The organism is Mesorhizobium sp. M0030 (genome assembly GCF_040323695.1).
In the GTDB taxonomy this organism is placed as follows: Bacteria; Pseudomonadota; Alphaproteobacteria; order Rhizobiales; family Rhizobiaceae; genus Mesorhizobium.
In genome coordinates this window covers 54,330-76,998 of sequence record NZ_JAMYVE010000001.1, presented here as the reverse complement: position 1 = coordinate 76,998, position 22,669 = coordinate 54,330, and the positions used below count along the sequence as shown (strand labels likewise).

Genomic DNA, 22,669 nt, shown 5'->3' with positions numbered 1-22,669 from the left:
TGCACCCCTCCGGGCCGCATGGCCGCGCCCTGGAGCTTTGTCATGTTGGAAACGCATCAAGTGACTGAACATCACCCCAAACTCGGCGAGTTCGGCTATGCCGGCGACGATCATGTCGTACCCTTCGAGGTCGGCCCGCTCGACGTGCGCGGCCGCACCGTGCAACTCGGGCCGATGCTCGACGCCATCCTCAACCGTCACGACTATCCCGAGCCGGTCGCCCGCCTGCTCGCGGAAGCCTGTGTGCTGACGGTGCTGCTCGGCACCTCGCTCAAATTCGAAGGCAAGTTCATCCTGCAGACCCGCACCGACGGCCCGGTCGACATGCTGGTCGCGGATTTCTCCACGCCTTCGGCATTGCGCGCCTATGCGCGTTTCGACGCCGACCGGCTGGAGGCCCTGGTGGCCGCAGGCCAGACCTCGCAGCAGACGCTGCTGGGCAGCGGCGTTTTGGCGCTGACCATCGACCAGGGCGCGCACACGCAGCGCTATCAGGGCATCGTCCAGCTCGACGGCGAGACGCTGGAGGACGCCGCGCGCACCTATTTCCGCCAGTCGGAGCAGATCCCGACCGACCTCAGGCTGTCGGTGGCCAAGCTTCTGACGCCAGGTCCCGGCGGCGCTCGTGAGCAGTGGCGCGCCGGCGGCATCCTGGCGCAGTTCCTGCCGCAGTCACCCGAGCGCATGCGCGTGCCCGACATTTCGGGCGGCGACGGCGATCCGCGTGACGTGACGCAGGAGCCGGCCGACAATTCGTGGCGCGAGCTGGTGGCGCTGCTCGGCACCATCGAGCCGACCGAGCTGATCGACCCGACCATCGGCGCCGAGCGGCTGCTCTACAGGCTGTTCCACGAACATGGCGTGCGCGTCTTCGGCGGCGTGCCGGTCGCCGACCAATGTTCCTGCTCAAGGGACAAGATACGCGGCATCCTCGAGGGGTTTTCCGCGCAGGAGATCAAGGACAGCACCGAAGATGGCGGCATCCACGTCGCCTGCGAGTTCTGCTCGAAGCAGTACGACTTCGACCCGGCGGAGTTTGCAACTCAGTAGCATCTCTTCCTTCTCCCCGTTCACGGGGAGAAGGTGCCCGAAGGGCGGATGAGGGCAGCGCGAACTTTGGTGAATGGCCGCGCATAGCCTAGGTCATGTGCGTGGAAGATAACCTCATGACTCTGGCGCTGCCCCTCATTGCCCTGCCGGGCATTTCTCCCCGTATAGTGACGGGGAGAAAACCCCTAATTCACCGTCCGTCGGGTCCCCGGCAGATCCAGCGAAAACGCGGGAATAGCGACGTCGAACGTCTCGCCCTTTTTGTTGCGCATGGTGTAGTGGCCGACCATGAAGCCGGAGGGCGTCGAGAGCGGGCAGCCTGACGTGTATTGATAGCTGTCGCCGGGATTGAGCTCAGGCTGGTCGCCGACCACGCCGGCGCCGCGCACTTCCTCGACCCGGCCGCTGCCGTCGGTGATGTGCCAGTAACGCGCCATAAGCTGCACGAAATCGTCCGACTGGTTGTCGATCGTCACCTGGTAGCCCCAGACATAACGGTTCTCCGCCGGGTCCGAGCGGTCCTCCAGGTAGAACGGTCTGACCTGCACTTCGATGTTGCGCGTGACGGCGCGGTACATGGGCTGCTCCGGTTGCGCAGCAGGGAACATTTGTCGCGCCATGCGGTTTGATACGCGCAGAGCGGCATGTCCTGCCAGCCTCAAAGCGCAGTGCCGACAAACAATGTCATTTAAGTGACACATGACAATGTTGGTGTGCGCAAACCTTGCCGGCGACTCAAGGCCCATCTGTCGACTGACAAAGCAGCCGCGAGCGGCCTTTCCGGAGTGACCAGATCTCGATGGAACCAGCTCTCACAGCCGCCTTCGCTTCCTCCGCTTTGCTTCTTTCCAATCTCGCCAGCATCCTGCTTGCTTCGTCGAAACTGCAAGCGCGTCGCCTTATCCCTCCGCCGTCTGGCGAGCAGCCACCGGTCTCGATCGTCGTGCCGTCGCGCGGCGTGGAGCCGTTCACACAAGAGACGCTGCAGCGAGCCTTCTCGCTCGACTGGCCGCGCTACGAACTGATCTTCTGCGTCGCTCACGCCGACGATCCCGTCGTCAAACTGATAAACAGGGCGATCGTCCTGTTTCCCAACGTGCCGGCCCGGCTGCTGATCGGCGACGACCGCGTCAGCAGCAACCCGAAGCTCAACAACTGCGTCAAGGGCTGGGAAGCGGCGCGCTATCATTGGGTTATTCTGGCGGATTCCAACGTGCTGATGCCAAGGGATTACGTCCAGCACCTGATGGCGGCCTGGCGGACCAATACCGGGCTTATCTGCTCGACGCCGATCGGCTCTCGGCCGGATGGCTTTTGGGCCGAGGTCGAATGCGCGTTCCTCAACACGCTGCAGGCGCGCTGGCAATACGCCGGCGAGGCGCTCGGTCTCGGCTTTGCCCAGGGCAAGAGCATGCTGTGGAACAAGCCGATGCTCGATACCAATGGCGGTATCCGCGCGCTGGCCGCCGAGATCGCCGAGGATGCTGCTGCAACCAAGCTGGTCAACGGACTGGGCCTGCACGTCAATCTCGTTGCCTCGCCTTTCGAGCAACCACTGGGGCAGCGCCGACTTGCCGACATCTGGTCGCGCCAGGCGCGCTGGGCGCGGTTGCGCCGCGTCACCTTCCCGCTGTTTTTCGCACCCGAGATCCTGACCGGCGTCGCCGTGCCGTTGGCGTTGGCGCTGGTGGCGGCCGCAAGTGCCGGCATCAGCCTGCCGGCCACGGTGATGGCCGTGCTGACGGCGGCCTACATTCCCGAATGCGCGCTGGCCGCGGCCAAGGGCTGGCATCTGTCGCTGCGCCTGGTCCCGGCGATGATGGTCCGCGACATGATGCTTCCCGCCATCTGGGCGCGCGGCTGGCTGAGCGGCGCCGTCGACTGGCGCGGCAACACCATGACCATCGGCACCAAGACGGCCGAACTGGAAGAGGTTTCGTCGGGAGCGTGACGCCTCGCGGCCTATCCGGCTGCCTTCAGCGCCTGCGCAACGTCCTCCAGCAGATCGTCCGTATCCTCAAGACCGACCGACAGCCTGAGCGTTCCCGGCCCGATGCCAAGCTCGGCGCGAGCTTCGTCGCTGAGGTTCTTGTGCGTGGTGGTCGCCGGATGGGTGATCAGGCTCTTGGCGTCGCCGAGATTGTTGGAGATCAGCACGATGTCGAGCGCGTTCTGCAAGGCGAAGGCCGCCTGCTTGCCGCCCTTGACGTCGAGGCAGATCAGCGTCGATCCGCCCGTCATCTGCTTCTTGACGATGTCGGCCTGCGGGTGGTCGGCGCGGCCGGGATAGATGACGCGGGCGATTTCCGGCCGTCCTGCCAGGAAATCCGCGATCTTGGCCGCGCTTTCCGTCTGCTGGCGCACCCGAACCGGCAGCGTCTCCAGGCCCTTGAGCAGCGTCCAGGCGTTGAACGGCGACAGGCTCGGGCCGGTGTGGCGGAAATAGTCGTGCAAATTCTCGTCGATCCATTTCTTGTCCGACAGGATGATGCCGCCGAGACAGCGTCCCTGGCCGTCAATGTGCTTGGTCGCGGAGTAGACGACGATATGGGCGCCGAGCTGCAAGGGCTTCTGCTGCAAGGGCGTGGCAAAGACATTGTCGACGATCAGCCTGGCGCCGATCGAGGTGGCGAGCGCCGCCACCGCTGCGATGTCGACCACTTCCAGCGTCGGATTGGTCGGGCTTTCCAGGAAGAACAGTTTCGTGTTCGGCCGCACCGCCTTTTCCCAGTTGGCGATGTCGGTGCCGTCGACCAGCGTTGCCTCGATGCCGTATTTCGGCGCCAGCGTCTCCACCACCCAGCGGCAGGAGCCGAACAGCGCGCGCGCCGCAACGATATGGTCGCCGGCCTTGGCGCTGCACAGGAGCGCTGCCGTCACCGCCGCCATGCCGGACGCCGTGGCGCGCGCATCTTCGGCACCCTCCAGCGCGCACATGCGCTTTTCGAACATGTCGACGGTAGGGTTGGCGTAGCGCGAATAGATGAAGCCCGGCTCCTCGCCCTTGAAACGGGCTTCCGCGGCCTGCGCCGTTTCATAGACATAGCCCTGGGTGAGATACATCGCTTCCGACGTCTCGCCGAACTGTGAACGCAGTGTTCCCCCGTGCACGAGTGCGGTCTGAGGCTTCCAGTTACGCTTCTTGGTGCTCATCGCTTTTGTTCCAGACACAAAAAAACCGGCCGCGAAAGTCGCAACCGGTCCATATGGCCTTGCGGCCCGACGGTCCTTTAGCGACTTGTTTAACGTGGCTGCAAGCCGACCGGCCAAATCACCACGGGATAACGACCCTTTAGACCTCACCTGCGCTTGCGTCAATTGCCGGCTTCATTAAGAGGTTTGTACCAGGCAGGTTCCGCAATAATATCCAGCGGTTTTGCGGCAAGAACCTGCCACAAAGAGACCGACCTTGGAGCGGAGCCAGCCTTTTGCGGCAGACAGGCATTCTTCCCGATCAGGACATTTCCGCGCTGTTTCAGTCCGGCGCGCTGGAGTCGCCGCGCGCGCTCGATGTCGACCAGGTGCAGCCGGCGAGCCTCGATCTGAGGCTCGGCAACAAGGCTTTTCGCGTGCGCGCCTCCTTCCTGCCGGGTCCCGATCATCTGGTGGCCGACAAGCTTCACCGGCTGAAATTGCATGAGTTCAGTCTCGCCGAGGGCGCGGTGCTGGAAACCGGCTGCGTCTACATCGTGCCGCTGCTCGAAAGCCTGGCGCTGCCCGCAAACGTGTCGGCCTCGGCCAACCCGAAGAGCTCGACCGGCCGGCTCGACATCTTCACCCGGGTGATGACCGATCGCGGCCATGAGTTCGACAAGATCGCCCCCGGCTATCACGGGCCGCTTTATCTCGAAGTCAGTCCGCGCACCTTCCCGATCGTCGTACGCGCCGGATCGAGGCTGTCGCAGATCCGCTTTCGCACCGGCAACGCGCTGTTGTCGGAGGCAGAACTGAACGAATTGCACCGCGCCGAGATGCTGGTGGCGACCGAGCCGCCCAACATTTCCGGCGGCGGCATTGCGCTGTCGATCGATCTTGACGGCGACCAGAACGGCCTGGTCGGCTATCGCGGCAAGCATCACACCGGCTTGGTCGATGTCGACAAGCGCGCCGCCCAGGATGCCGTCGATTTCTGGGAGCCGCTCTATAAGAGCGGCGCCGGCGAACTGGTGCTCGACCCGGACGAGTTCTACATCCTGGTCAGCCGCGAAGCCGTGCACGTGCCGCCGCTCTACGCCGCCGAGATGACGCCCTTCGATCCGCTGGTTGGCGAATTCCGTGTTCACTATGCCGGCTTCTTCGATCCGGGCTTCGGCCATTCGGCCTCAGGCGGCACCGGCAGCCGGGCGGTGCTCGAAGTGCGCAGCCACGAAGTGCCGTTCATCCTCGACCACGGCCAGATCGTCGGCCGGCTGGTCTACGAACACATGCTGAAGCGGCCGCAGGCGCTTTACGGCACCGATCTCGGCTCGAATTACCAGGCGCAAGGCCTCAAGCTCTCCAAGCATTTCCGCCCCGCCGGCTGAACCTTCGATCACCGTCAGGCAAAATACTTGCCTGCGCTGCCTCACCATGCTTGGCTGCCTTTCGGTGGCCGGCAAGAGAACGGCGCGCAAGGGGAACCAAAATGCAGATTTCAAGATGGATCATATCGGCAGCGGGCGCTGCCATGCTGGTGATATCGGCCGGCTCGCTGGCTGAGGCGCAGGAGAAATTGAAGATCGGCACCGAGGGCGCTTATCCGCCCTTCAACACCATCACCGCGGACGGCAAGATCGAGGGCTTCGACATCGACATTGCCAATGCGCTGTGTGCGCAGATGAAGGTCGAGTGCGAGATCGTCACCCAGGACTGGGACGGCATCATCCCGGCGCTGCAGGCGAAAAAGTTCGACGCCATCATCGCCTCGATGAGCATCACCGAGGAGCGCAAGAAACAGGTCGCCTTCACCAACAAATACTACACGACGCCGCTGGCGCTGGTGGCGCCCAAGGACAGCGACCTCACTTCCACCGAACCGGCAGCCCTTGCCGGCAAGACGGTGGGCGCGCAGGCCTCGACCACCCAGGCCGACTATGCGCAGGACGCCTATGGCAAGGCCGGCGCCGAGGCGAAACTCTACCCCACCCAGGAAGAGGCGATCACCGACCTGCAGAACGGCCGTCTCGACGCCGTCATCTCCGACAAGTTCGTGCTGATGGACTGGCTGAAGAAGGCGAGCGAAGGCTGCTGCAAGCTTGTCGGCGACGTCAAGGGCACCGAGACGCAAGCCGGCATCGCTGTCCGCCTGGAAGACACGGCGCTGCGCGACAAGCTGAATGCGGCGATAGACGCCATCGTCGCCGACGGCACTTACAAGAAGATCCAGGCCAAGTATTTCGACTTCGATATTTATTGACGGTGGGCGCTGCCAATCTCCCCCCTCAAGGGGAGATTACGTCTCAAAGCGCCTTCACCGCCACCTTCACCGGCTGCTCGATCTCCAGCGGGTTGCGCAGCGGCAGGCCGAAATCCCCGGCCTCGATCTCGAACACGTCGCCGGCCTGAGTCTTGATGCCGTCGGCAAAGGACAGCGTCGCCGTGCCGAACATGTGCACATGCACGTCGCCCGGCTGGCGGAAGGCCGAATATTTGAAGTGATGATGTTCGAGATTGGCGATTGTGTGCGACATGTTCGCTTCGCCCGACAGGAACGGCTTTTCCCACAGCAAATTGCTGTCGCGATAGATTCGCGATGAGCCCCTGACGTCGGCCGGCAGGTCGCCGATCAGGATTTCCGGCCCGAACGAGGCGTTGCGCAGTTTGGAATGTGCCAGGAACAGATAGTTCACCCGCTCGGTAACATGATCGGAAAACTCGTTCGACAGCGTGAAGCCGACGCGGAACGGCGCGCCGTCGTCGCCGATGACATAGATGCCGGCGATTTCCGGCTCCTCGCCGGCGTCCTGCGCGAAGGCCGGCGACATCAGTGCGGCGCCCGGCGCCACCGCCATGGTGCCGTTGCCCTTGTAGAACCATTCCGGCTGCACGCCGGTCTGGCCCTTGGCCGGCTTGCCGCCTTCGAGCCCCATGCGGAACATCTTCATGGAATCGGTAAGCTGCTCCTCGCCGCCATCGCTGAGCTTCTTGTGCATGGAATCGCGCGTCGCCGCCGAGCCGAGATGGGTCAGGCCGGTGCCGGTCAGATGCAGATGCGCAGGATCGGGATGGTTGATCGGCGACACCAGCCGGCCCTTCTTGTAGACGGCGTCGAGGTCTATCGCTTCACCGAACCCCTTGCGCTCGATCAGCGCGGCGAGGCCCGTTCCGGTGCGCGCGGCTTCCATGGCCAGCGAATAGACGCTGCGGGCGCCGTTGATGATCCTGGTCTTGCCGCCGCCATTGCGGGCGACGACGCGGATGGTCTCGGCGTCGTCGAGGATCTGGGAGATTAGCATGATGAAATCCTCTCTCATGTGCCTTGGCCGGGTTGCCCCTTGGCAAACCTTGACCTGCGCGGCTCGGACCTCGCCGCGCCACGGGTTGAACTCTTCGTCCGGATTGCGCTCGCGAGCTCCATCCCTCGGGGGACTTCTTATGCCGACAACTTGCCGGCTGCGCCGCGACCGTATGCCTCCTGCTTGCCTCGCTGAAGCTTGTCAGGCCTTGTTCTTGTTGTAGACGTCGAAGATCACGGCGCCGAGCAGCACCAGGCCTTTGACCACCTGCTGCCAGTCGACATTGACGCCCATGATCGACATGCCGTTGTTCATCACGCCCATGATGAAGCCGCCGACGACCGCCCCGATAACCTGGCCGACGCCGCCCATCGCCGAGGCGCCGCCGATGAACACTGCGGCGATGACATCGAGCTCCGAGCCGAGACCCGCCGCCGGCACCGCCTGGCCGAGACGAGCCGCGATGATCAGGCCGCCAAGCGCCGACAGCACGCCCATATTGATGAACACCATCAGCGTCAGCCGCTCGGTGTTGATGCCCGACAGCTGCGCCGCCTTGGGATTGCCGCCCATGGCGTAGATGCGCCTCCCGATGGTCATGCGCTTGGTGACGAAGACGAACAGCGTGATCAGCACGCCCATGACCAGCAGCACCACGGGCAGGCCGCGGTAGCTGGCAAACTCATAGACCAGGAACAGCGCCAGCGCGCTGGCGACCAGCGTCTTGACGACGAACAGGGTGAAGGGCTCGGCCTCATAACCATGGCGTTCTCGTTTGCGCCGGGTGCGGACCCCGAAATAGGCATAGGCGAGCACGGCGATCAGCCCCAGCACGACCGTCGTCATGTGCAGGGTCACGCCGCTGCCCATGATGGTCTTGCCGGCTGCGTTCACGACCGGCGGGACGAGCGTCAGTGGGCCGATCACATCCGGGATGAAGCCGGAGCTGAGCATCTTGAAGTCGTCGGGAAGCGGACCCACCGACGAGCCGCCGCCAAGCAACGCCTGGCAAATGCCGCGGAAGATCAGCATGCCGGCCAGCGTGACAATGAAGCTCGGTATCCGGTGATAGGCGATCCAATACCCTTGCGCGGCGCCGATCAGGCCACCCGCGACCAGGCAGACGATCGAAACCACCAGCGGATTGCTCAGCGGTCCGAGCTGCCAGATGACCATCATGTTTGCCGCCAGCGCGCCGATGAAACCGGCGACCGATCCGACGCTGAGGTCGATATAGCCCGATACGATCACCAGCAGCATGCCGAGCGCCATCACGATGATGAAGGAGTTCTGCTGCACCAGATTGCTGAGATTGACCGGCTTGAACAACGTCCCCGACGTGGTGAACTGGAAGAACAGCATGATGACGATCAGGGCTATGATCAGTCCGTATTCGCGTAAATTCGTCGCCAGCGCCGAGACGGCGATGCGCGGGCGCTGTTCGTCGGCGACGTTGCCCTGCGGGGCGGGGGCGCTTTCGGTGCTCATGCTGCTTTTCCTTCTCCCCGGACGATGGCGCGCATTATCTTTTCCTGGCTTGCTTCCGCCGCCGGCATTTCGCCCACCATGCGCCCTTCGTTCATGACGTAGATGCGGTCGGTAATCCCCAGCAATTCCGGCATTTCCGACGAGATGACCACGATCGCCTTACCCTCCGAGGCAAGGCGCGCGATGATCGTGTAGATTTCATATTTGGCGCCGACATCGATGCCGCGTGTCGGCTCGTCGAGGATCAGCACGTCAGGGTCGGCAAACAACCATTTCGACAGCACCACCTTCTGCTGGTTGCCGCCGGAAAGATTGCCGGTCATCTGATAGACGCTTGACGCACGGATATTGGTCTTCTTGCGATAGTCGTTGGCGACCGCAAGCTCGCGCATGTCGTCGATCACGCTGTGGCGCGACACGCCGTCGAGATTGGCCAGCGTAATGTTATGCTTGATATGGTCGATAAGGTTGAGGCCGTAGGTTTTGCGGTCCTCGGTGACATAGGCGATGCCGTGTTGGACCGCCTTGCTTACCGAGGAGACATCGACCGGCTTGCCCTTGAGCAGCACTTCGCCGGTGATGCGGCGGCCATAGGAGCGGCCGAACAGGCTCATGGCGAATTCGGTGCGGCCGGCGCCCATCAGCCCGGCGATGCCGACCACCTCGCCCTTGCGCACATTGATGTCGATGCCCTTGATCACCTGTCGCTCGGCATGGAGCGGGTGATAGACCGACCAGTTCTTCACCTCGAACACGACTTCGCCGATCTTGGGCTCGCGCGGCGGATAGCGGTCGTCTAGCGAACGGCCGACCATCGAGGTGATGATGCGGTCTTCGGAGATATCCTTCTTGGCCAGCGTCTCGATGGTGCGCCCGTCACGGATGACGGTTACCTTGTCGGCGACCCGGTTGATCTCGTTGAGCTTGTGCGAGATCAGGATCGAGGTCATGCCTTGGCGCTTGAATTCGAGCAGAAGATCGAGCAGCGCCTGGCTGTCTTTCTCGCTGAGCGACGCGGTCGGCTCGTCGAGGATCAAAAGCTTGACGTCCTTGCTCAGCGCCTTGGCGATCTCGACCAGCTGCTGCTTGCCGACGCCGATATTGGTGATCAGTGTCTTGGGGTCCTCCTTGAGGCCCACCTTCTTCAACAGGGCAGCGGTGCGCGCCTCGTTGGCATCCCAGTCGATGACGCCGTATCGGGCGTTTTCGTTGCCGAGGAAGATATTTTCGGTGATCGACAGCATCGGCACCAGCGCTAGCTCCTGGTGGATGATGACGATGCCCTTGTGTTCGCTGTCATGGATACCTTTGAACTGGCATTCCTGACCCTGAAAAATGATCTGGCCGTCATAGGTGCCGGCGGGATAGACGCCCGACAGGACCTTCATCAGCGTCGACTTGCCGGCGCCGTTCTCGCCAACCACGGCGTGGATCTCGCCTTCTTCGACGCTGAGGTTGACGTTCGACAGCGCCTTCACGCCGGGGAACGTCTTGGTGATGTCGCGCATCTCCAAAATCGTCGTCATCAGGGCAAGCTCCTCCTGTTGCATGTCGCTCCAAAGTGCTTGCGGTTTGAGACAACGACATGCACGCAAACTAAGTCCGGTAGAAACAATACCGGGGTCGCTTGTGAACGGACAGGGGTCCTGCGTCGCGCAGGACCCCTGTCTTTATAAACGGATTACTTCAGTTCGTCGGCCTTGATGTAGCCGGAGTCGACGACCAGTGCCTGGTAGTTCGACTTGTCGACCTCATGCGGCGTCAAAAGGATCGAGGGGACGACCTTGACGTCGTTGTTGTAGGTCTTTTCATCGAGGCCGTCCGGCTTGCCGCCCGAGAGCACCTTGTCGACGAGTTCGACGGTGGCCTTGGCCAGTTCGCGGGTGTCCTTGAACACGGTCGAGTATTGCTCGCCCGTGATGATCAGCTTGACCGAAGCAGTCTCGGCGTCCTGGCCGGTCACGATCGGCCACGGCTGGGCGTCGGTGCCGTAACCCACGGCGCGCAGCGAAGCGGTGATGCCGCGCGACAGGCCGTCATAGGGCGAAAGAACGCCATCGACGCGGCTGCCGTCCGAGTAGTTGGCCGACAGCAGGTTGTCCATGCGCGCCTGGGCGGTGGCGGCGAGCCAGCGCAGCGTGCCGACCTTGTCCATGCCGGTCTGGCCGGACTTGATCTTGATCGAGCCGTCATCGATCAGCGGCTGCAGCACCGAGATTGCGCCGTTGTAGAAGAAGAAGGCGTTGTTGTCGTCCGGCGAGCCGCCGAACAGTTCGACGTTCCACGGCTTGGTGTTCGGGAAGCGCTCCTTGAGGCCCTTGACCAGCGAGTTCGCCTGGATCACGCCGACGCCGAAATTGTCGAAGGTGGTGTAGTAATCGACATTGGCGGTCTTCTTGATCAGGCGGTCATAGGCGACGACGACGACGCCGGCGTCAGCGGCCTTCTGCAGCGCGTCCGACAGGGTCGTGCCGTCGATCGAAGCGATGATCAGCGCCTTCGGGCCCTTGGTGATTTCGTTTTCCAGCTGGCTGAGCTGGTTGGGGATGTCGTCCTGAGCGTACTGCAGGTCGACCGTGTAGCCGAGAGCTTCGAGCTGGGACTTGACGGCATCGCCGTCATTGATCCAGCGCTGCGAGGTCTTGGTCGGCATCAGCACGCCGACAAGACCCTTGTCGGCTGCATGCGCCGAGTAGGTCATGGCAGCGATGCCAAGGGCCGCGACGGCGGCCAGTGTCTTGATGATTTTCACGTAAAACTCTCCCTGGTTGATGGACGCGACACCTCGGGGCTTCGCGGGCCGCGCAGTCGGGCGGATGCGCCAAAGCGCCGCCGCCGTCATAATCGATCTCCGGTATCCTCCCAATCGGCCCTCAGATTTAAATCGATACGATTTTGCTCGTCATCGACCGTCAAGTCTTGAGGACGCGCGAAAGTGTGACCCTTTGCCATAACTGTCAAATGCGATCTTCGGTGGTTGCTATACCAAAACCGGTATATGACTAAACCGGGCTGGAACAGTGGCGGAAGCGGGAAAAGGCATGGCGGCTTTACGAGGTCCTCAGGGAATTTCAAGCGGTTACGATGAATTGCCGGGCGATGGCGAGACACTTCTGCGTAGCGGCTTGAGCCTGCGTCACATGCGCATGATCGCAGCACTCGACGATCACGGTCGGGTGAGTGCTGCCGCCCAGGTGATGAACATCTCGCAGCCGGCGGCCTCGCGCATGATTTCCGAGATGGAAGCGGTGCTCGAGGTGAAGCTCTGCGAAAGGCTGCCGCGCGGCATCACGCTCACCCCTTACGGCAAGGCGCTGGCCCGGCGCGCGCGCTCGATCCTGCTCGAAATGCGCGAGGCCGACCGCGAAATATCGGAGCTCAAGGCCGGCAAGGGCGGCTCGGTGTTCCTTGGCGCGGTGACGGCGCCGGCGATCGAACTGGCGGTCCCGGCGATCCGCGAGATACGCCGCCTCTATCCGCGCATCGAGATTACCATGCAGGTCGAGACGTCGAATGTGCTGGCGCGCGAACTGATCGCCACGCGCCATGATTTCATCATCGCCCGTGTCCCCGAAGACCTCAATCCGCGCCTGTTCGAATCGCGCGTCATCGGCGTCGAGAAGGCCTGCCTGATCGTGCGCCGAGGCCACCCGCTGAGCAACGGCCATCCTCTAAACAATGGGAAGGCGGTGAGGCTGGAGGACACCGCCGCCTTCGACTGGGTGTTCCAGTCGGGCGGGTCGCCGCTGCGCCAGGCGATGGAGAGCAATTTCCTGAACCGCAACATCGCCCTGCCGGACCGCATCCTCAACACCTCGTCGCTGCTGCTCACACTGGTCATGGTGGCGCAGTCCGACGCCATCGCCCCGGTGTCGATCCAGGTGGCAAAATTCATCCAGAACCCCGACGGTCTCGCCGGCGCCATCGATGTCGTCCAGACCGAGTTCGACATCGAGGTCCGCCCCTACAGCCTGATCACGGTGAAGAACCGCGTGCTGTCGCCGGCAGCCAAGATGCTGCACGATTTTATCTTGCGGGAAGTGGGATAGGAACTGGAGCGGGTAGAGGGAATCGAACCCTCGCGTTCAGCTTGGGAAGCTGACAAGCTACCATTACATCATACCCGCGTCGGCCTCTCGATATCATGATGGGCGTGCTTCGGGCAATCGCCCTTGGACAGCTGTTCGGAAACGGCTGTTGGAAACCCGACCGATTGCGCCGTCCGCCCGCCTTGATGCGGGCGCAGCAAGTGCGTATTCGTGGGTTTGTACCCCGAATCCGGGCAAACCAATCTGGAGGCAGGCCCCTTGTCCACAGTGACGCGCTTTCTCGGTGACTCGCCCGTCAGGGTGATCGTCAAGCTGCTGGTCGTGTCGTTCCTGGTCGGCCTGGTCATGAATGCGTTCGGCTGGACGCCGATGGACGTCTTCTACCGCATCCAGGGTTTCTTCATCGATCTTTGGAACCTCGGCTTCAACGCGGTCTATCGCTTCTTGGGCTATATCCTGCTCGGCGCCGCGATCGTCGTGCCGGTGTTCATCCTGCTCAGGCTCGCGAACTACCGGAAGTGAAGCGGACCACGATCCCGAAAAGTGGAAACCGGTTTTCGGAAAAGATTGTGCTCAAACCAAAGGCCACTCAGGCAAAGTCCGACGCCACCTCGAACAGGATGGCGTGGCGCGCCGCGAGCGCTGCGACATCGGTCGAATAGCCGCCGCCGATGACACCGCAGACCGGGATGCCCAGCGCGCGGAAATGACCGATCACCATGGCGTCGCGGGCACGCACGCCGTCATCGCTGAGCGATAGCCGGCCGAGCCGGTCCTCGGCATGCACGTCGACACCGGCATTGTAGAAGACGATGTCCCAGTGCGCCTTGGCCGAGAGCTCCGGCAGGAGGACACCCAGCCGTTCGAGATAGGCGCCATCGCCGGTGCCGTCCGGCAGGGCAACGTCGAGATCGGAGGCAATCTTGCGCACCGGATAATTGCGTCCGCCATGCATGGAGAAGGTGAAGGCGCGTGGTTCGTCTCTCAGTATATCCGCCGTGCCGTCGCCCTGATGCACATCGAGATCGACGATCAGGATGTTTTTCACCGCGTCTTCGGCTAGCAGCACCAGCGAAGCGACGGCAACATCGTTGAAGGTGCAGAAGCCCGCGCCTTGCGCGCGCCGCGCATGGTGGCTGCCGCCGGCGCTGTTGCAGGCAATGCCATTGATAAGCGCCAGTCGCGCCGCCAGCACCGTGCCGCCGGCGGCGAGTTGCGCCCTGAGCGAAACGCGCAGTCCCACGGGAAAGCCGATCTCGCGCTCGATCTTTTCAGGCACTGAACACGTGATGACCTGGTCGACATAATCAGCCGCATGGGCGAGCTTCAGCCAGGAGGCCGGCGCCGGCTCGGGCATCCACAGCGCCCCGGCATGGATCAGGCCCCTGATATGCAAGGCCTGCATCAGCAGCGGATATTTGCTCATCGGAAAGCGATGATTGACGGCGAAGCCGGCATCGTAGTCGGGATGATGGACGATCTGCAGGGGCATGGCTAAAGCAATTCCAGGAAAAGTGTGCAGCGGTTTTCCCGGGAGAAGCGCGTAGCGCTTCCCTTTGGGAATTGCTTAAAACCAGTACTGGGATCCGGCGGGCTCGCGCCAGAAGAACATTTCGGTTGGCCGTCACGGCAAGAGTGATTGCGCGGTGGCGGGAAAATGGGGCACATCGGCTGTTCGATCAAGCCGCAACCAGCAAGGCAGCAGTCCCCTGGACACGGGTGCAACCCCAGCCGACGCGAGACCCTTCGCCGTCACCAACCGTTCGGTGCTCGCCATCGCCGTGCCGATGACGCTCGCCTATCTGACGACGCCGCTGCTCGGCATCGTCGACACGGCGGTGGTCGGGCAGTTCGGCGATGCCGCCCTGCTCGGCGGCCTGGCGGCCGGGGCCCTGGTCTTCGACGTCGTCTTCAGCACCTTCAATTTCCTGCGCTCCGGCACCACCGGCCTCGTCGCCCAGGCGTTTGGGCGCGGCGACGAACTGGAGGAGCAGGCGGTGTTCTGGCGCGCCGTGCTGATCGCGGTCGCCGCCGGCATCGTGCTTGTCGTCCTTGCGCCGCTGATTGCCATCGCCGGCCAGAAATTCATCGGCGGCGAAGCGCGCGTCGGCGAGGCGATGGGCGTCTATATCCACATCAGAATGCTCGCCGCCCCCTTCACGCTGATCAACCACGCCATCCTCGGCTATGTCCTTGGACGCGGCGAGGGCGGGCTTGGGCTGATGCTGCAGGCGGTGCTCAACGGCATCAACATCGTGCTTTGCATCCTGCTCGGCCTGAAGCTTGGCTGGGGCGTCGCCGGCGTGGCCTGGGCGACCGTCACCGGCGAATGTCTGGCCATGCTGCTGGGTCTCGCCATCGTTGTCTGGCGCTTCCGGGCCGCACCCCGCCTGCCGCGGCATCGCCTGCTCGACATGCCCGCTTTCCTGCGCATGCTGTCGCTCAACCGCGATATCATGATCCGCTCGTTCTCGCTGCTCGCCGCTTTCGCGCTGTTCACCCGCCAGGGCGCGCAGTTCGGCACGCTGACGCTGGCCGCCAATGCCGTGCTGATGAACTTCTTCCTCGTCGCCGGCTATTTTCTCGACGGTTTCGCCACCGCGGCCGAACAGTTGGCGGGACGCGCGATCGGCGCACGTGCCGAGACGGCGTTCCGCCGGGCGGTACGTCTGACCTTATTCTGGGGGTTCGGCCTCGCCGGAACCGCCACGCTGATCTTCTGGCTCGGCGGCGCCGGCCTGATTTCGTTGATCACCACGTCGCCGGATGTTCGTGCTGTTGCCGACATCTATCTGCCGTGGGCGGCACTGACACCGCTGAGCGGCGTGCTGGCCTTCCAGATGGACGGCGTCTTCATCGGCGCTACCTGGTCGCGCGAGATGCGCAACATGATGCTGGTGTCGTTCCTGGCCTTCAGCGCCGCATTGTTCAGCTTGGCGCCGTCTCTCGGCAATCACGGCCTGTGGGCGGCGCTGCACGTCTTCCTGCTGGTGCGCGGCTTCAGCCTGCTGGCCATCCTGCGGCTCCGGTTGCGCACGGCGTTTTAGAGCGGCCTGGCAGCCCACTGATCGAGCCGGCTGTCGCGCAGTTCGCGCAATGATTTCAGCCGCTCCTTGTCGGCAAATCGCACCATCCCGGCAAGGATGCGCCCCGGCAGCGCCGGCCCGGCATAGACCATGCCGGTATAGAGCTGCACGAGGTCGGCGCCGGCGCGGATTTTCTCCAGCGCGGCATCAGTGGAATCGACGCCGCCGACGCCGATGACGGCGCGCTCCGGCCCGAGCAGCCGACGCATCTTGGCCAGCACGATGGTCGAACGCTCGAACAGCGGTTTTCCCGAGAGACCGCCGGTCTCGCCGCTTGTGCTACGCAATCCGGTTCGCGCCAGCGTCGTGTTGGAGACGATGACGCCGTCAATCTGCTTCTCGCTGACTTCGGCGGCGATGTCTTCAAGCTCGGCCTCGACCAGATCGGGCGCGATCTTGAGGAAGAGGGGCGGCTGCGCCGAAGCTGCTGCACGCACCGACATGACCCGAGACAACAGTTCGCCGAGCTGTTCGCGCGCCTGCATGGTGCGCAGGCCGGGCGTGTTGGGCGACGAGATGTTGACGGTGAGATAGCTGGCGTATTTCGCAAAACGGGAAACGCCCAACTCATAGTCACGGACACGATCGGCGCTGTCCTTGTTGGCGCCGATGTTGACGCCGACAATGCCGCCGCGTCCCTGGCGCGCGGCAAGGCGTTTTTCCGCCGCCTCGTGGCCCTCATTGTTGAAGCCCAGGCGGTTGATCACCGCATCATCCTCCGTCAGCCGGAAAATGCGCGGCTTCGGATTGCCCGCCTGCGGCAGCGGCGTCACGGTGCCGACTTCGGCAAAGCCGAAGCCGAGGCCAAGCAGCGCGTCGGGCACCTCGGCGTTCTTGTCGTAGCCTGCGGCCATGCCGAGCGGATTGGGGAAGGCGATGCCACAGAGGCTGAGCTTCAACCTGTCGTCGCGCACCGTCCGCGCGCCGACCGGCAGACCGCATCGCAGCGCCGCGATCGACATGCCATGCGCCGTTTCCGGATCGAAGGTGAACAGCAGTTTCTGGCCGATGCGATCGAACACGATCATTCGGCCTCCAGCGCCGGGAATTGATGGGCGCCGTCGGCCCCGAGCGGCAGTGGCCGCACCCACAGCACGGCGCTCATATCGAGCACGCCATAGAGATGCGGGAACAGCGCGCCGCCCCGCGAGACCTCGTATTTCAGCGCGTCACCGAGCAGCGCCCCGTCGATGGCGATCACCAGCAAATCCATCTGGCCGGCGAAATGCTTCGCCGCCGTCTCCCTGACCTGATCAGCAGTGGAGAAATGGATGAAGCCGTCGGCGATATCGATCGGAGCGCCGGTGAAACGGCCGTTTTTCTCGGCCTCGCGCCAAAGCGCTTCGGGCGCGATCTTGTAGATAATCTGAGACATGGTTGCGCTATAATCCGAACCGATCATGCGGGGAAGGGCAACTCGTCCGCATTTACGGCGCAAAGCTGTGATAGGTTGCGCATACTGGCTCGTGGAGGATGGAACATGCGTCTGCAGCACATACTGATCCCCGCCGCACTGGTCTCGCTGGTCGCGGCGTCGGCCTGGTCCGAAGAGACCGACCGCTACCGGCTGGAGAAAACGGCCAACGGCTATGTCCGCATGGATACCCGGACCGGCGCCATGTCGATCTGCGAGGAGCGCTCCGGCCAGCTCGTCTGCAAGATGGCCGCCGACGAACGCGCCGCCTTCCAGGACGAAGTCGACCGTTTGCAGGCCTCGATGAAGGCAATGGACGAACGCGTCGCCAGGTTGGAGAATTCGCTGTCGGCCCGTCTCGAGTCGAAATTGCCGAGCGAAGAGGATTTCGACAAGACGATGAGCTATATGGAGCGCATGCTGCGTGGCTTCATGGGCATCGTCAAGGAGATGGACAAGGACAATGGCGACGGCGCCAAGCTCAACTCGCAAAAGACCTGAGCTGCCCGGCGCAAAGTGCCGTCCGGCCATTGCCGCTTGAAAACAAAGCGCTTCGCCGCATAATCGTCCGATCCCGTAAAAGCCGTCAATCGATAACGAAGTTTGGGCAACAACGGGATTTGGGGAGGAACATTTGCCGTCGGGCTACACCTTCGTCATTGCCGACGACCATCCGCTGTTCCGCGGCGCCTTGAAAGAGGCGCTTGCCGGCGTCGGCGATGTCGCCGCCATTCACGAGGCCGGCGATTTCGAAAGCGCCAAGGCCCTGGTCGTGGCCAATGAGGATGTCGACCTGGTGCTGCTCGACCTGTCGATGCCGGGCGCCAGCGGCCTGTCCGGTCTGATCGCGTTGCGCGGCATCCACCCGGCGGTGCCGCTGGTGGTGGTGTCGGCGCACGACGACCCGGTGACCATCCGGCGCGCGCTCGATCTCGGCGCGTCCGGTTTCATCTCCAAATCGGCCAGCATGGAGGAAATCCGCAGCGCCGTGCAGACGGTGCTGGCCGGCGACATCGCAGCACCCGTCGGCATCGACCTCGGCGTCGAGCGCGACCCCGAAATATCCGACCTGATCAAGCGGCTGCAGGCGCTGACGCCGCAGCAGACGCGTGTCCTCGGCATGCTGGCCGAAGGCCTGCTCAACAAGCAGATCGCGTACGAACTCAGCGTCTCCGAAGCGACGGTCAAGGCGCATGTCTCGGCCATCCTGCAAAAGCTCGGCGTCGACAGCCGCACCCAGGCGGTGATCCAGCTGTCCAAGATCGGCAGCGATCCGTTGCAGCCAGCAGGCTAAAGCGCATCGCGCTGAACGGATTCATGCGACCCGCTTTAGCTCTTGTTCGATGCATGTCGTGGTCCCAGAACCGCGGCACACTTCTGGGCGACATGCATTGAACCCTACTCGGCCGCCGATGCCAGCGGCCTGACCCTTGCCATCATGGAACGCAGCACGGCCGGCTTCAGCGGCTTGTTGATCACCGGCACGTCCAGGGCGGCGGCAGCGGCACGGACCTCGGTGGAGCGGTCGGCGGTGACCAGCACGGCCGGCAGGTCCGAACCATGGATGTCACGCAGGCGGGCGATGATGTCGAGGCCGCTTCTGCCATCGAGATGATAGTCGGCAAGCACGATGTCGGGACGATCGGCTCTGCCAAAATCCTCCGAACCCGAAAACGTGCCGATGCTGCAGCCCCAGCCCTCGAGCAGAAGCCGCATGCCGTCGAGGATGCGGGCGTCGTTGTCGATGCACATGACGCGCAGGCCGGCCAGCGAATTCGCGGTGCGGGCAGGCGCCTTCGGCTCGACCTCGCGCCGCGGCGCCTCAACCGCCGCAACCGGCAGGATAACGGAAAAGCGCGTACCCTTGCCCGGGTTGGAAAAGATCTGGATCTCGAGCCGCAGCACCCGCGCGATGCGGTCGACGATGGACAGGCCAAGGCCGAGACCTTCGGCCTCGCGCGCGCCTTCGTCCAGCCGGGTGAACTCGTTGAAGACCGTGTTCAGCTTGTCGCCGGCAATGCCGATGCCAGTGTCGATCACCTGGATTTCGGCGAGTTCGCCGCGCCGTCGCACGCCGACCAGGATGCGGCCATGGGGGGTGTATTTGATGGCGTTGGAGACCAGGTTCTGGATCAGCCGGCGCAGCAGGTTGCGGTCCGTCAACACGCTGAGCGACGAGGCTATGATCGTCAGATCGAGTTTCTTTTCGGCGGCGAGCGGCTGAAAATCATTGCCGATCTGGCGCAGCAGCCCGTCCAGGCGGAAGGCGCTGTCATCGGGTTTCATCGCGCCGGCGTCGAGGCGGGAAATGTCGAGCACGGCGCCCAGGATCGTTTCGACCGATTCCAGCGAGGATTCGATGTTGATAGCAGCCTTCCCGGCCGGGCCCTTGCCGGCCTTTTCGATCAGCGACGAGCAGTAGAGACGGGCGGCGTTCAGCGGCTGCAGGATGTCGTGGCCGGCGGCGGCGAGGAAGCGCGTCTTGCCCAGATTGGCCTCCTCGGCCAGCATCTGCGCCTGCGCCAGCTCCTCATTGACCCGGGTCAACTCCTCGTTAACCCTAGTCAGTTCGATGGTCCGCGTCTTGACCCGCTGCTCCAGCGATTCATTGGCCCGCTTCAGCGCCAAATCCTGTTCGACGCGTCCTGATATGTCGGCATAGGTGGCGACGATTCCGCCGTCCGGCATCGGGTTGGAGCGCAGTTCGAGGATACGGCCACTGGTCTTCAACTCCATCTGCCATGGGCTGACGAAGCTGGTCAGCCGGTTGAGCATCGCCACGCGCTGGTCGGCCGGAATATCGCCGCGCTCGGCGAGGTGGCGCAGGATGCGGTCGAGCGACACGCCGACCTGGCCCATCTCGTCGGGCAGGTCGAACAGCGCGCGATATTGTCTGTTCCAGCAGATCAGACGAAAATCGCGGTCGAATACGGTGATGCCCTGCTCCATCTGGTCGAGCGCGATCTGCAGCAGGTCGCGATTGTGCTGCAGCGCTTCGGTGGCGTCGTCGAGCAGGCGAAAGGCGTCCTTGGACTCGCGGTCGTTGCGGCGAAACAGCAGCGACAGGATCAGCCGCGCCGAAGACGAGCCGACCGCGCTCGCCAGCAGCTGCTCGGAAAAGCGGATGACATCCATGCTGGCCTGCTCATTGCCGTGCAGCGAGACGCCATTGCTTTTCTCGAAGGATTGGAAGGAGCGCTCGGTGCGCTCGACGCCGAGGTAGCGCGAGATGGTGTCCTTCAGCACGTTGACGGTGATGGCGGTGCGGAAGCGGCGCAGGCTGGGCATCGGGCCGGATTCGCGCGGCACGAAGATCGACGCCTGGATCCGCTCCAGCGGCACTGACGCGCGCGACAGCGAGCCGAGCACGAAGAACAGCGTGTTGACCGACAGGCTCCAGAGCACGCCGTGGTTCAACGGTTCGGCGACGGTGCCGAACAGAGCCTGCGGCCGCAGCGCCTCGAAACCGAACAACCCCTGCACGACGATGTCCGCGTCGGCTGCCGAGAGCGACGGCAAAAGCAGCGTATAGCCCCAGACGAGGATGCCGGCGACCATGCCAAGGGCCGCGCCGCGGCCATTGGCGCCGCGCCAGATCAGCCCGCCGATCAGCGCCGGCGCGAATTGGGCGATTGCCGCGAACGACATCAGGCCGATCGACGACAGCCGCGCCGAGTTGGTGCTTTCGCGGTAGTAGAGGAAGGCGATGAACAACAGGATGAAGATGGCGCCGCGCCGCACGTTGAGGATCAGCGTCGACCAATCCTCATTCTCAGAGGTCGTGGTCTTGAGCAGGCGGCGCACGAACAGCGGGATGACGAGGTCGTTGGAGATCATGATCGACAGCGCCACGCTTTCGACGATCACCATGGCGGTCGCCGCCGACAGCCCACCGATGAAGGCGGCCATGGCGAGGAAGTCATGGCCGCCGAACAAGGGCAGCGCCAGCACATAGAGGTCACTGGTGGTTTTGGCGCCGACCAGCGCCAGGCCGGCGAAGGCGATCGGCAGCACGAACAGGTTTATCGCCACGAGATAGAGCGGAAACACCCAGGTCGCGGTGCGCAGTTCGGCCTCGCCGCGGTTCTCGACGATGGTGACGTAGAACTGGCGCGGCAGCATGATGATAGCAAAGCCGCTCAGGCAAGTCAGCACCAGCCAGGTGGCGAGCGAGGTGTTGTAGCCCATGGCTTGCCGCACCTGGCTGTTTTCGGCCAGCTTGTCGATCATGTCGCCCGGGCCACCGAAGATCAGGAAGGTGACCATCAGGCCGATCGCCAGGAAGGCGGCGAGCTTGACCACGGTTTCGACCGCCACCGCCAGCACCAGCCCGTCCTGGTGCTCGGTGGCGTCGGCATGGCGGGTGCCGAACAGCACCGCAAACAGCGCCAAGAGCATGGCCACCACCAGCGAGATGTCGCTGACGAAGGGATCGAAGGAGGGCGGCGATCCCGTATAATGCTCGACCATCAGGCCGACCGAACCGGAGATCGCCTTCAATTGCAGTGCGATATAGGGCACCGCGCCGATGGTGGCGATCAGCGTGGCGATCGCCGAGACGGCAAAGCTCTTGCCGTAGCGCGCGCCGAGGAAGTCGGCGATCGAGGTGATCTTCTCGCTCTTGGCCAGCCGCACGATGCGATTGAGCAGCGGAAAGCCGAACACGAACACCAGCACCGGCCCGGTGTAGATGCCCAAAAATTCGAGGCCGCGCTCGGACGACAGGCCGACCGAGCCGAAGAAGGTCCAGGAGGTGCAGTAGATGGCGAGGCTGAGCGCATAGATGAAGGGCCGGGCGCGGCCGGGTCCCAGCGCCGTTGAACGCCGGTCGCCGAGGCTGGCGATGACGAACAGCAGCGTTACATAGGCGACCGCAATGATGACGATGAACCAGCCCTGCACGGCCCGAAAATCCTCCTCGGCCAGCTTTCACCCCGGCCTGCCCAGAGGCAATCACAGCTCTAAGGTCAAGTCCATCGCGGCTTTCCGGCGCATGGCCGCGACGCCGCCCTGTCGAACCGTGACCTAAGGTAAGGAGAAAGCGGTGTTTTCCAGCTTTTGCTTCTGTTGCAACCGCAGGTTTTTGTTATGGTGCGCACGGGCCGACGCCGGAGGGACGGCGGCAGCGCGGTCCGTCATGACAAGGAG

19 protein-coding genes, 1 tRNA gene and 1 riboswitch are annotated in these 22,669 nt (G+C 63.5%); of the genes, 9 read left to right on the top strand and 11 right to left on the bottom strand.

What is annotated here, in order from left to right:
- Window positions 1-18 precede the first annotated feature (18 nt).
- A complete protein-coding gene (locus NKJ80_RS00380) occupies window positions 19-1,050 on the top strand; it encodes an Hsp33 family molecular chaperone (protein ID WP_031195623.1) in 1,032 nt (343 codons plus the stop codon).
- A 185-nt stretch (window positions 1,051-1,235) separates the two neighbouring features.
- Here NKJ80_RS00380 and apaG read toward each other — a convergent pair whose 3' ends face one another.
- A complete protein-coding gene (gene apaG / locus NKJ80_RS00375) occupies window positions 1,236-1,628 on the bottom strand; it encodes a Co2+/Mg2+ efflux facilitator ApaG/CorD (protein WP_023669631.1) in 393 nt (130 codons plus the stop codon).
- Window positions 1,629-1,849: 221 nt separating this feature from the next.
- Here apaG and NKJ80_RS00370 point away from each other — a divergent pair, with 221 nt between their 5' ends.
- Window positions 1,850-3,001 carry a ceramide glucosyltransferase gene (locus NKJ80_RS00370; protein WP_352496855.1) on the top strand — a complete coding sequence of 384 codons (1,152 nt, stop codon included), beginning with the start codon at window positions 1,850-1,852 and terminating at the stop codon, window positions 2,999-3,001.
- 11 nt (window positions 3,002-3,012) lie between these two features.
- Here NKJ80_RS00370 and NKJ80_RS00365 read toward each other — a convergent pair whose 3' ends face one another.
- Entirely contained in the window at window positions 3,013-4,203 is a 1,191-nt protein-coding gene (locus NKJ80_RS00365) for an O-succinylhomoserine sulfhydrylase (RefSeq protein WP_023669633.1), read from the bottom strand.
- A 57-nt stretch (window positions 4,204-4,260) separates the two neighbouring features.
- A riboswitch (SAM riboswitch) is annotated at window positions 4,261-4,338 on the bottom strand.
- Window positions 4,339-4,478: 140 nt separating this feature from the next.
- Between NKJ80_RS00365 and NKJ80_RS00360 the strand changes: the two genes are divergently transcribed.
- Together NKJ80_RS00360 and NKJ80_RS00355 are read left to right on the top strand one after the other, a co-directional pair.
- Window positions 4,479-5,573 carry a 2'-deoxycytidine 5'-triphosphate deaminase gene (locus NKJ80_RS00360; protein WP_023681946.1) on the top strand — a complete coding sequence of 365 codons (1,095 nt, stop codon included), beginning with the start codon at window positions 4,479-4,481 and terminating at the stop codon, window positions 5,571-5,573.
- A gap of 101 nt (window positions 5,574-5,674) precedes the next feature.
- Window positions 5,675-6,445 carry an ABC transporter substrate-binding protein gene (locus NKJ80_RS00355; protein WP_023669635.1) on the top strand — a complete coding sequence of 257 codons (771 nt, stop codon included), beginning with the start codon at window positions 5,675-5,677 and terminating at the stop codon, window positions 6,443-6,445.
- Between the two features lie 43 nt (window positions 6,446-6,488).
- Here NKJ80_RS00355 and araD1 read toward each other — a convergent pair whose 3' ends face one another.
- The 4 genes from araD1 to chvE form a co-directional block, all read right to left on the bottom strand.
- Window positions 6,489-7,484: an AraD1 family protein gene (gene araD1 / locus NKJ80_RS00350; protein ID WP_023669636.1), complete on the bottom strand. Its 996-nt coding sequence runs from the start codon at window positions 7,482-7,484 to the stop codon at window positions 6,489-6,491.
- 201 nt (window positions 7,485-7,685) lie between these two features.
- Entirely contained in the window at window positions 7,686-8,972 is a 1,287-nt protein-coding gene (gene mmsB, locus NKJ80_RS00345) for a multiple monosaccharide ABC transporter permease (protein ID WP_023669637.1), read from the bottom strand.
- The gene (mmsA, locus tag NKJ80_RS00340) at window positions 8,969-10,501 is read right to left on the bottom strand and encodes a multiple monosaccharide ABC transporter ATP-binding protein (protein WP_027049369.1); all 1,533 of its coding nucleotides are present in this window, start codon (window positions 10,499-10,501) and stop codon (window positions 8,969-8,971) included. The genes mmsB and mmsA overlap by 4 nt, the downstream gene beginning before the upstream one ends.
- 152 nt (window positions 10,502-10,653) lie before the next feature.
- Window positions 10,654-11,724, bottom strand: coding sequence for a multiple monosaccharide ABC transporter substrate-binding protein (gene chvE / locus NKJ80_RS00335; protein ID WP_023681943.1), 1,071 nt, complete (start codon window positions 11,722-11,724; stop codon window positions 10,654-10,656).
- 289 nt (window positions 11,725-12,013) lie between these two features.
- On the opposite strand from chvE, the gene NKJ80_RS00330 reads away from it, so the two are divergent.
- Window positions 12,014-13,021: a LysR family transcriptional regulator gene (locus tag NKJ80_RS00330; RefSeq protein WP_023681942.1), complete on the top strand. Its 1,008-nt coding sequence runs from the start codon at window positions 12,014-12,016 to the stop codon at window positions 13,019-13,021.
- A 4-nt stretch (window positions 13,022-13,025) separates the two neighbouring features.
- Here the strand turns inward: NKJ80_RS00330 and NKJ80_RS00325 are convergent.
- Window positions 13,026-13,099 (bottom strand) — tRNA-Gly (locus NKJ80_RS00325).
- A 180-nt stretch (window positions 13,100-13,279) separates the two neighbouring features.
- On the opposite strand from NKJ80_RS00325, the gene NKJ80_RS00320 reads away from it, so the two are divergent.
- On the top strand, window positions 13,280-13,543 hold the full coding sequence (locus NKJ80_RS00320; RefSeq protein ID WP_023696688.1) for a DUF6460 domain-containing protein: 264 nt from the start codon (window positions 13,280-13,282) through the stop codon (window positions 13,541-13,543).
- A 67-nt stretch (window positions 13,544-13,610) separates the two neighbouring features.
- Here the strand turns inward: NKJ80_RS00320 and NKJ80_RS00315 are convergent, their stop codons facing one another.
- Entirely contained in the window at window positions 13,611-14,513 is a 903-nt protein-coding gene (locus tag NKJ80_RS00315; RefSeq protein WP_023816194.1) for a histone deacetylase family protein, read from the bottom strand.
- A 217-nt stretch (window positions 14,514-14,730) separates the two neighbouring features.
- Between NKJ80_RS00315 and NKJ80_RS00310 the strand changes: the two genes are divergently transcribed.
- Complete coding sequence (locus NKJ80_RS00310) at window positions 14,731-16,068, top strand: MATE family efflux transporter (protein WP_352497091.1); 1,338 nt, start codon at window positions 14,731-14,733, stop codon at window positions 16,066-16,068.
- On the opposite strand, the gene NKJ80_RS00305 is transcribed toward NKJ80_RS00310, so the two are convergent.
- Both NKJ80_RS00305 and NKJ80_RS00300 read right to left on the bottom strand, forming a co-directional pair.
- Window positions 16,065-17,135 (bottom strand): quinone-dependent dihydroorotate dehydrogenase, encoded by a 1,071-nt coding sequence (locus NKJ80_RS00305; RefSeq protein WP_023740731.1) that lies wholly within the window; start codon window positions 17,133-17,135, stop codon window positions 16,065-16,067. The genes NKJ80_RS00310 and NKJ80_RS00305 overlap by 4 nt on opposite strands.
- Window positions 17,132-17,482: a DUF952 domain-containing protein gene (locus tag NKJ80_RS00300; protein WP_352496854.1), complete on the bottom strand. Its 351-nt coding sequence runs from the start codon at window positions 17,480-17,482 to the stop codon at window positions 17,132-17,134. Before NKJ80_RS00300 ends, NKJ80_RS00305 begins: the two co-directional genes overlap by 4 nt.
- A 105-nt stretch (window positions 17,483-17,587) precedes the next feature.
- Between NKJ80_RS00300 and NKJ80_RS00295 the strand changes: the two genes are divergently transcribed.
- Together NKJ80_RS00295 and NKJ80_RS00290 are read left to right on the top strand one after the other, a co-directional pair.
- Entirely contained in the window at window positions 17,588-18,022 is a 435-nt protein-coding gene (locus NKJ80_RS00295) for a hypothetical protein (protein WP_023816195.1), read from the top strand.
- A 133-nt stretch (window positions 18,023-18,155) separates the two neighbouring features.
- Window positions 18,156-18,815: a response regulator transcription factor gene (locus NKJ80_RS00290; RefSeq protein ID WP_023806886.1), complete on the top strand. Its 660-nt coding sequence runs from the start codon at window positions 18,156-18,158 to the stop codon at window positions 18,813-18,815.
- Window positions 18,816-18,919: 104 nt separating this feature from the next.
- Here the strand turns inward: NKJ80_RS00290 and NKJ80_RS00285 are convergent, their stop codons facing one another.
- Window positions 18,920-22,423 (bottom strand): PAS domain-containing hybrid sensor histidine kinase/response regulator, encoded by a 3,504-nt coding sequence (locus NKJ80_RS00285; RefSeq protein ID WP_352496853.1) that lies wholly within the window; start codon window positions 22,421-22,423, stop codon window positions 18,920-18,922.
- Between the last annotated feature and the right edge of the window lie 246 nt (window positions 22,424-22,669).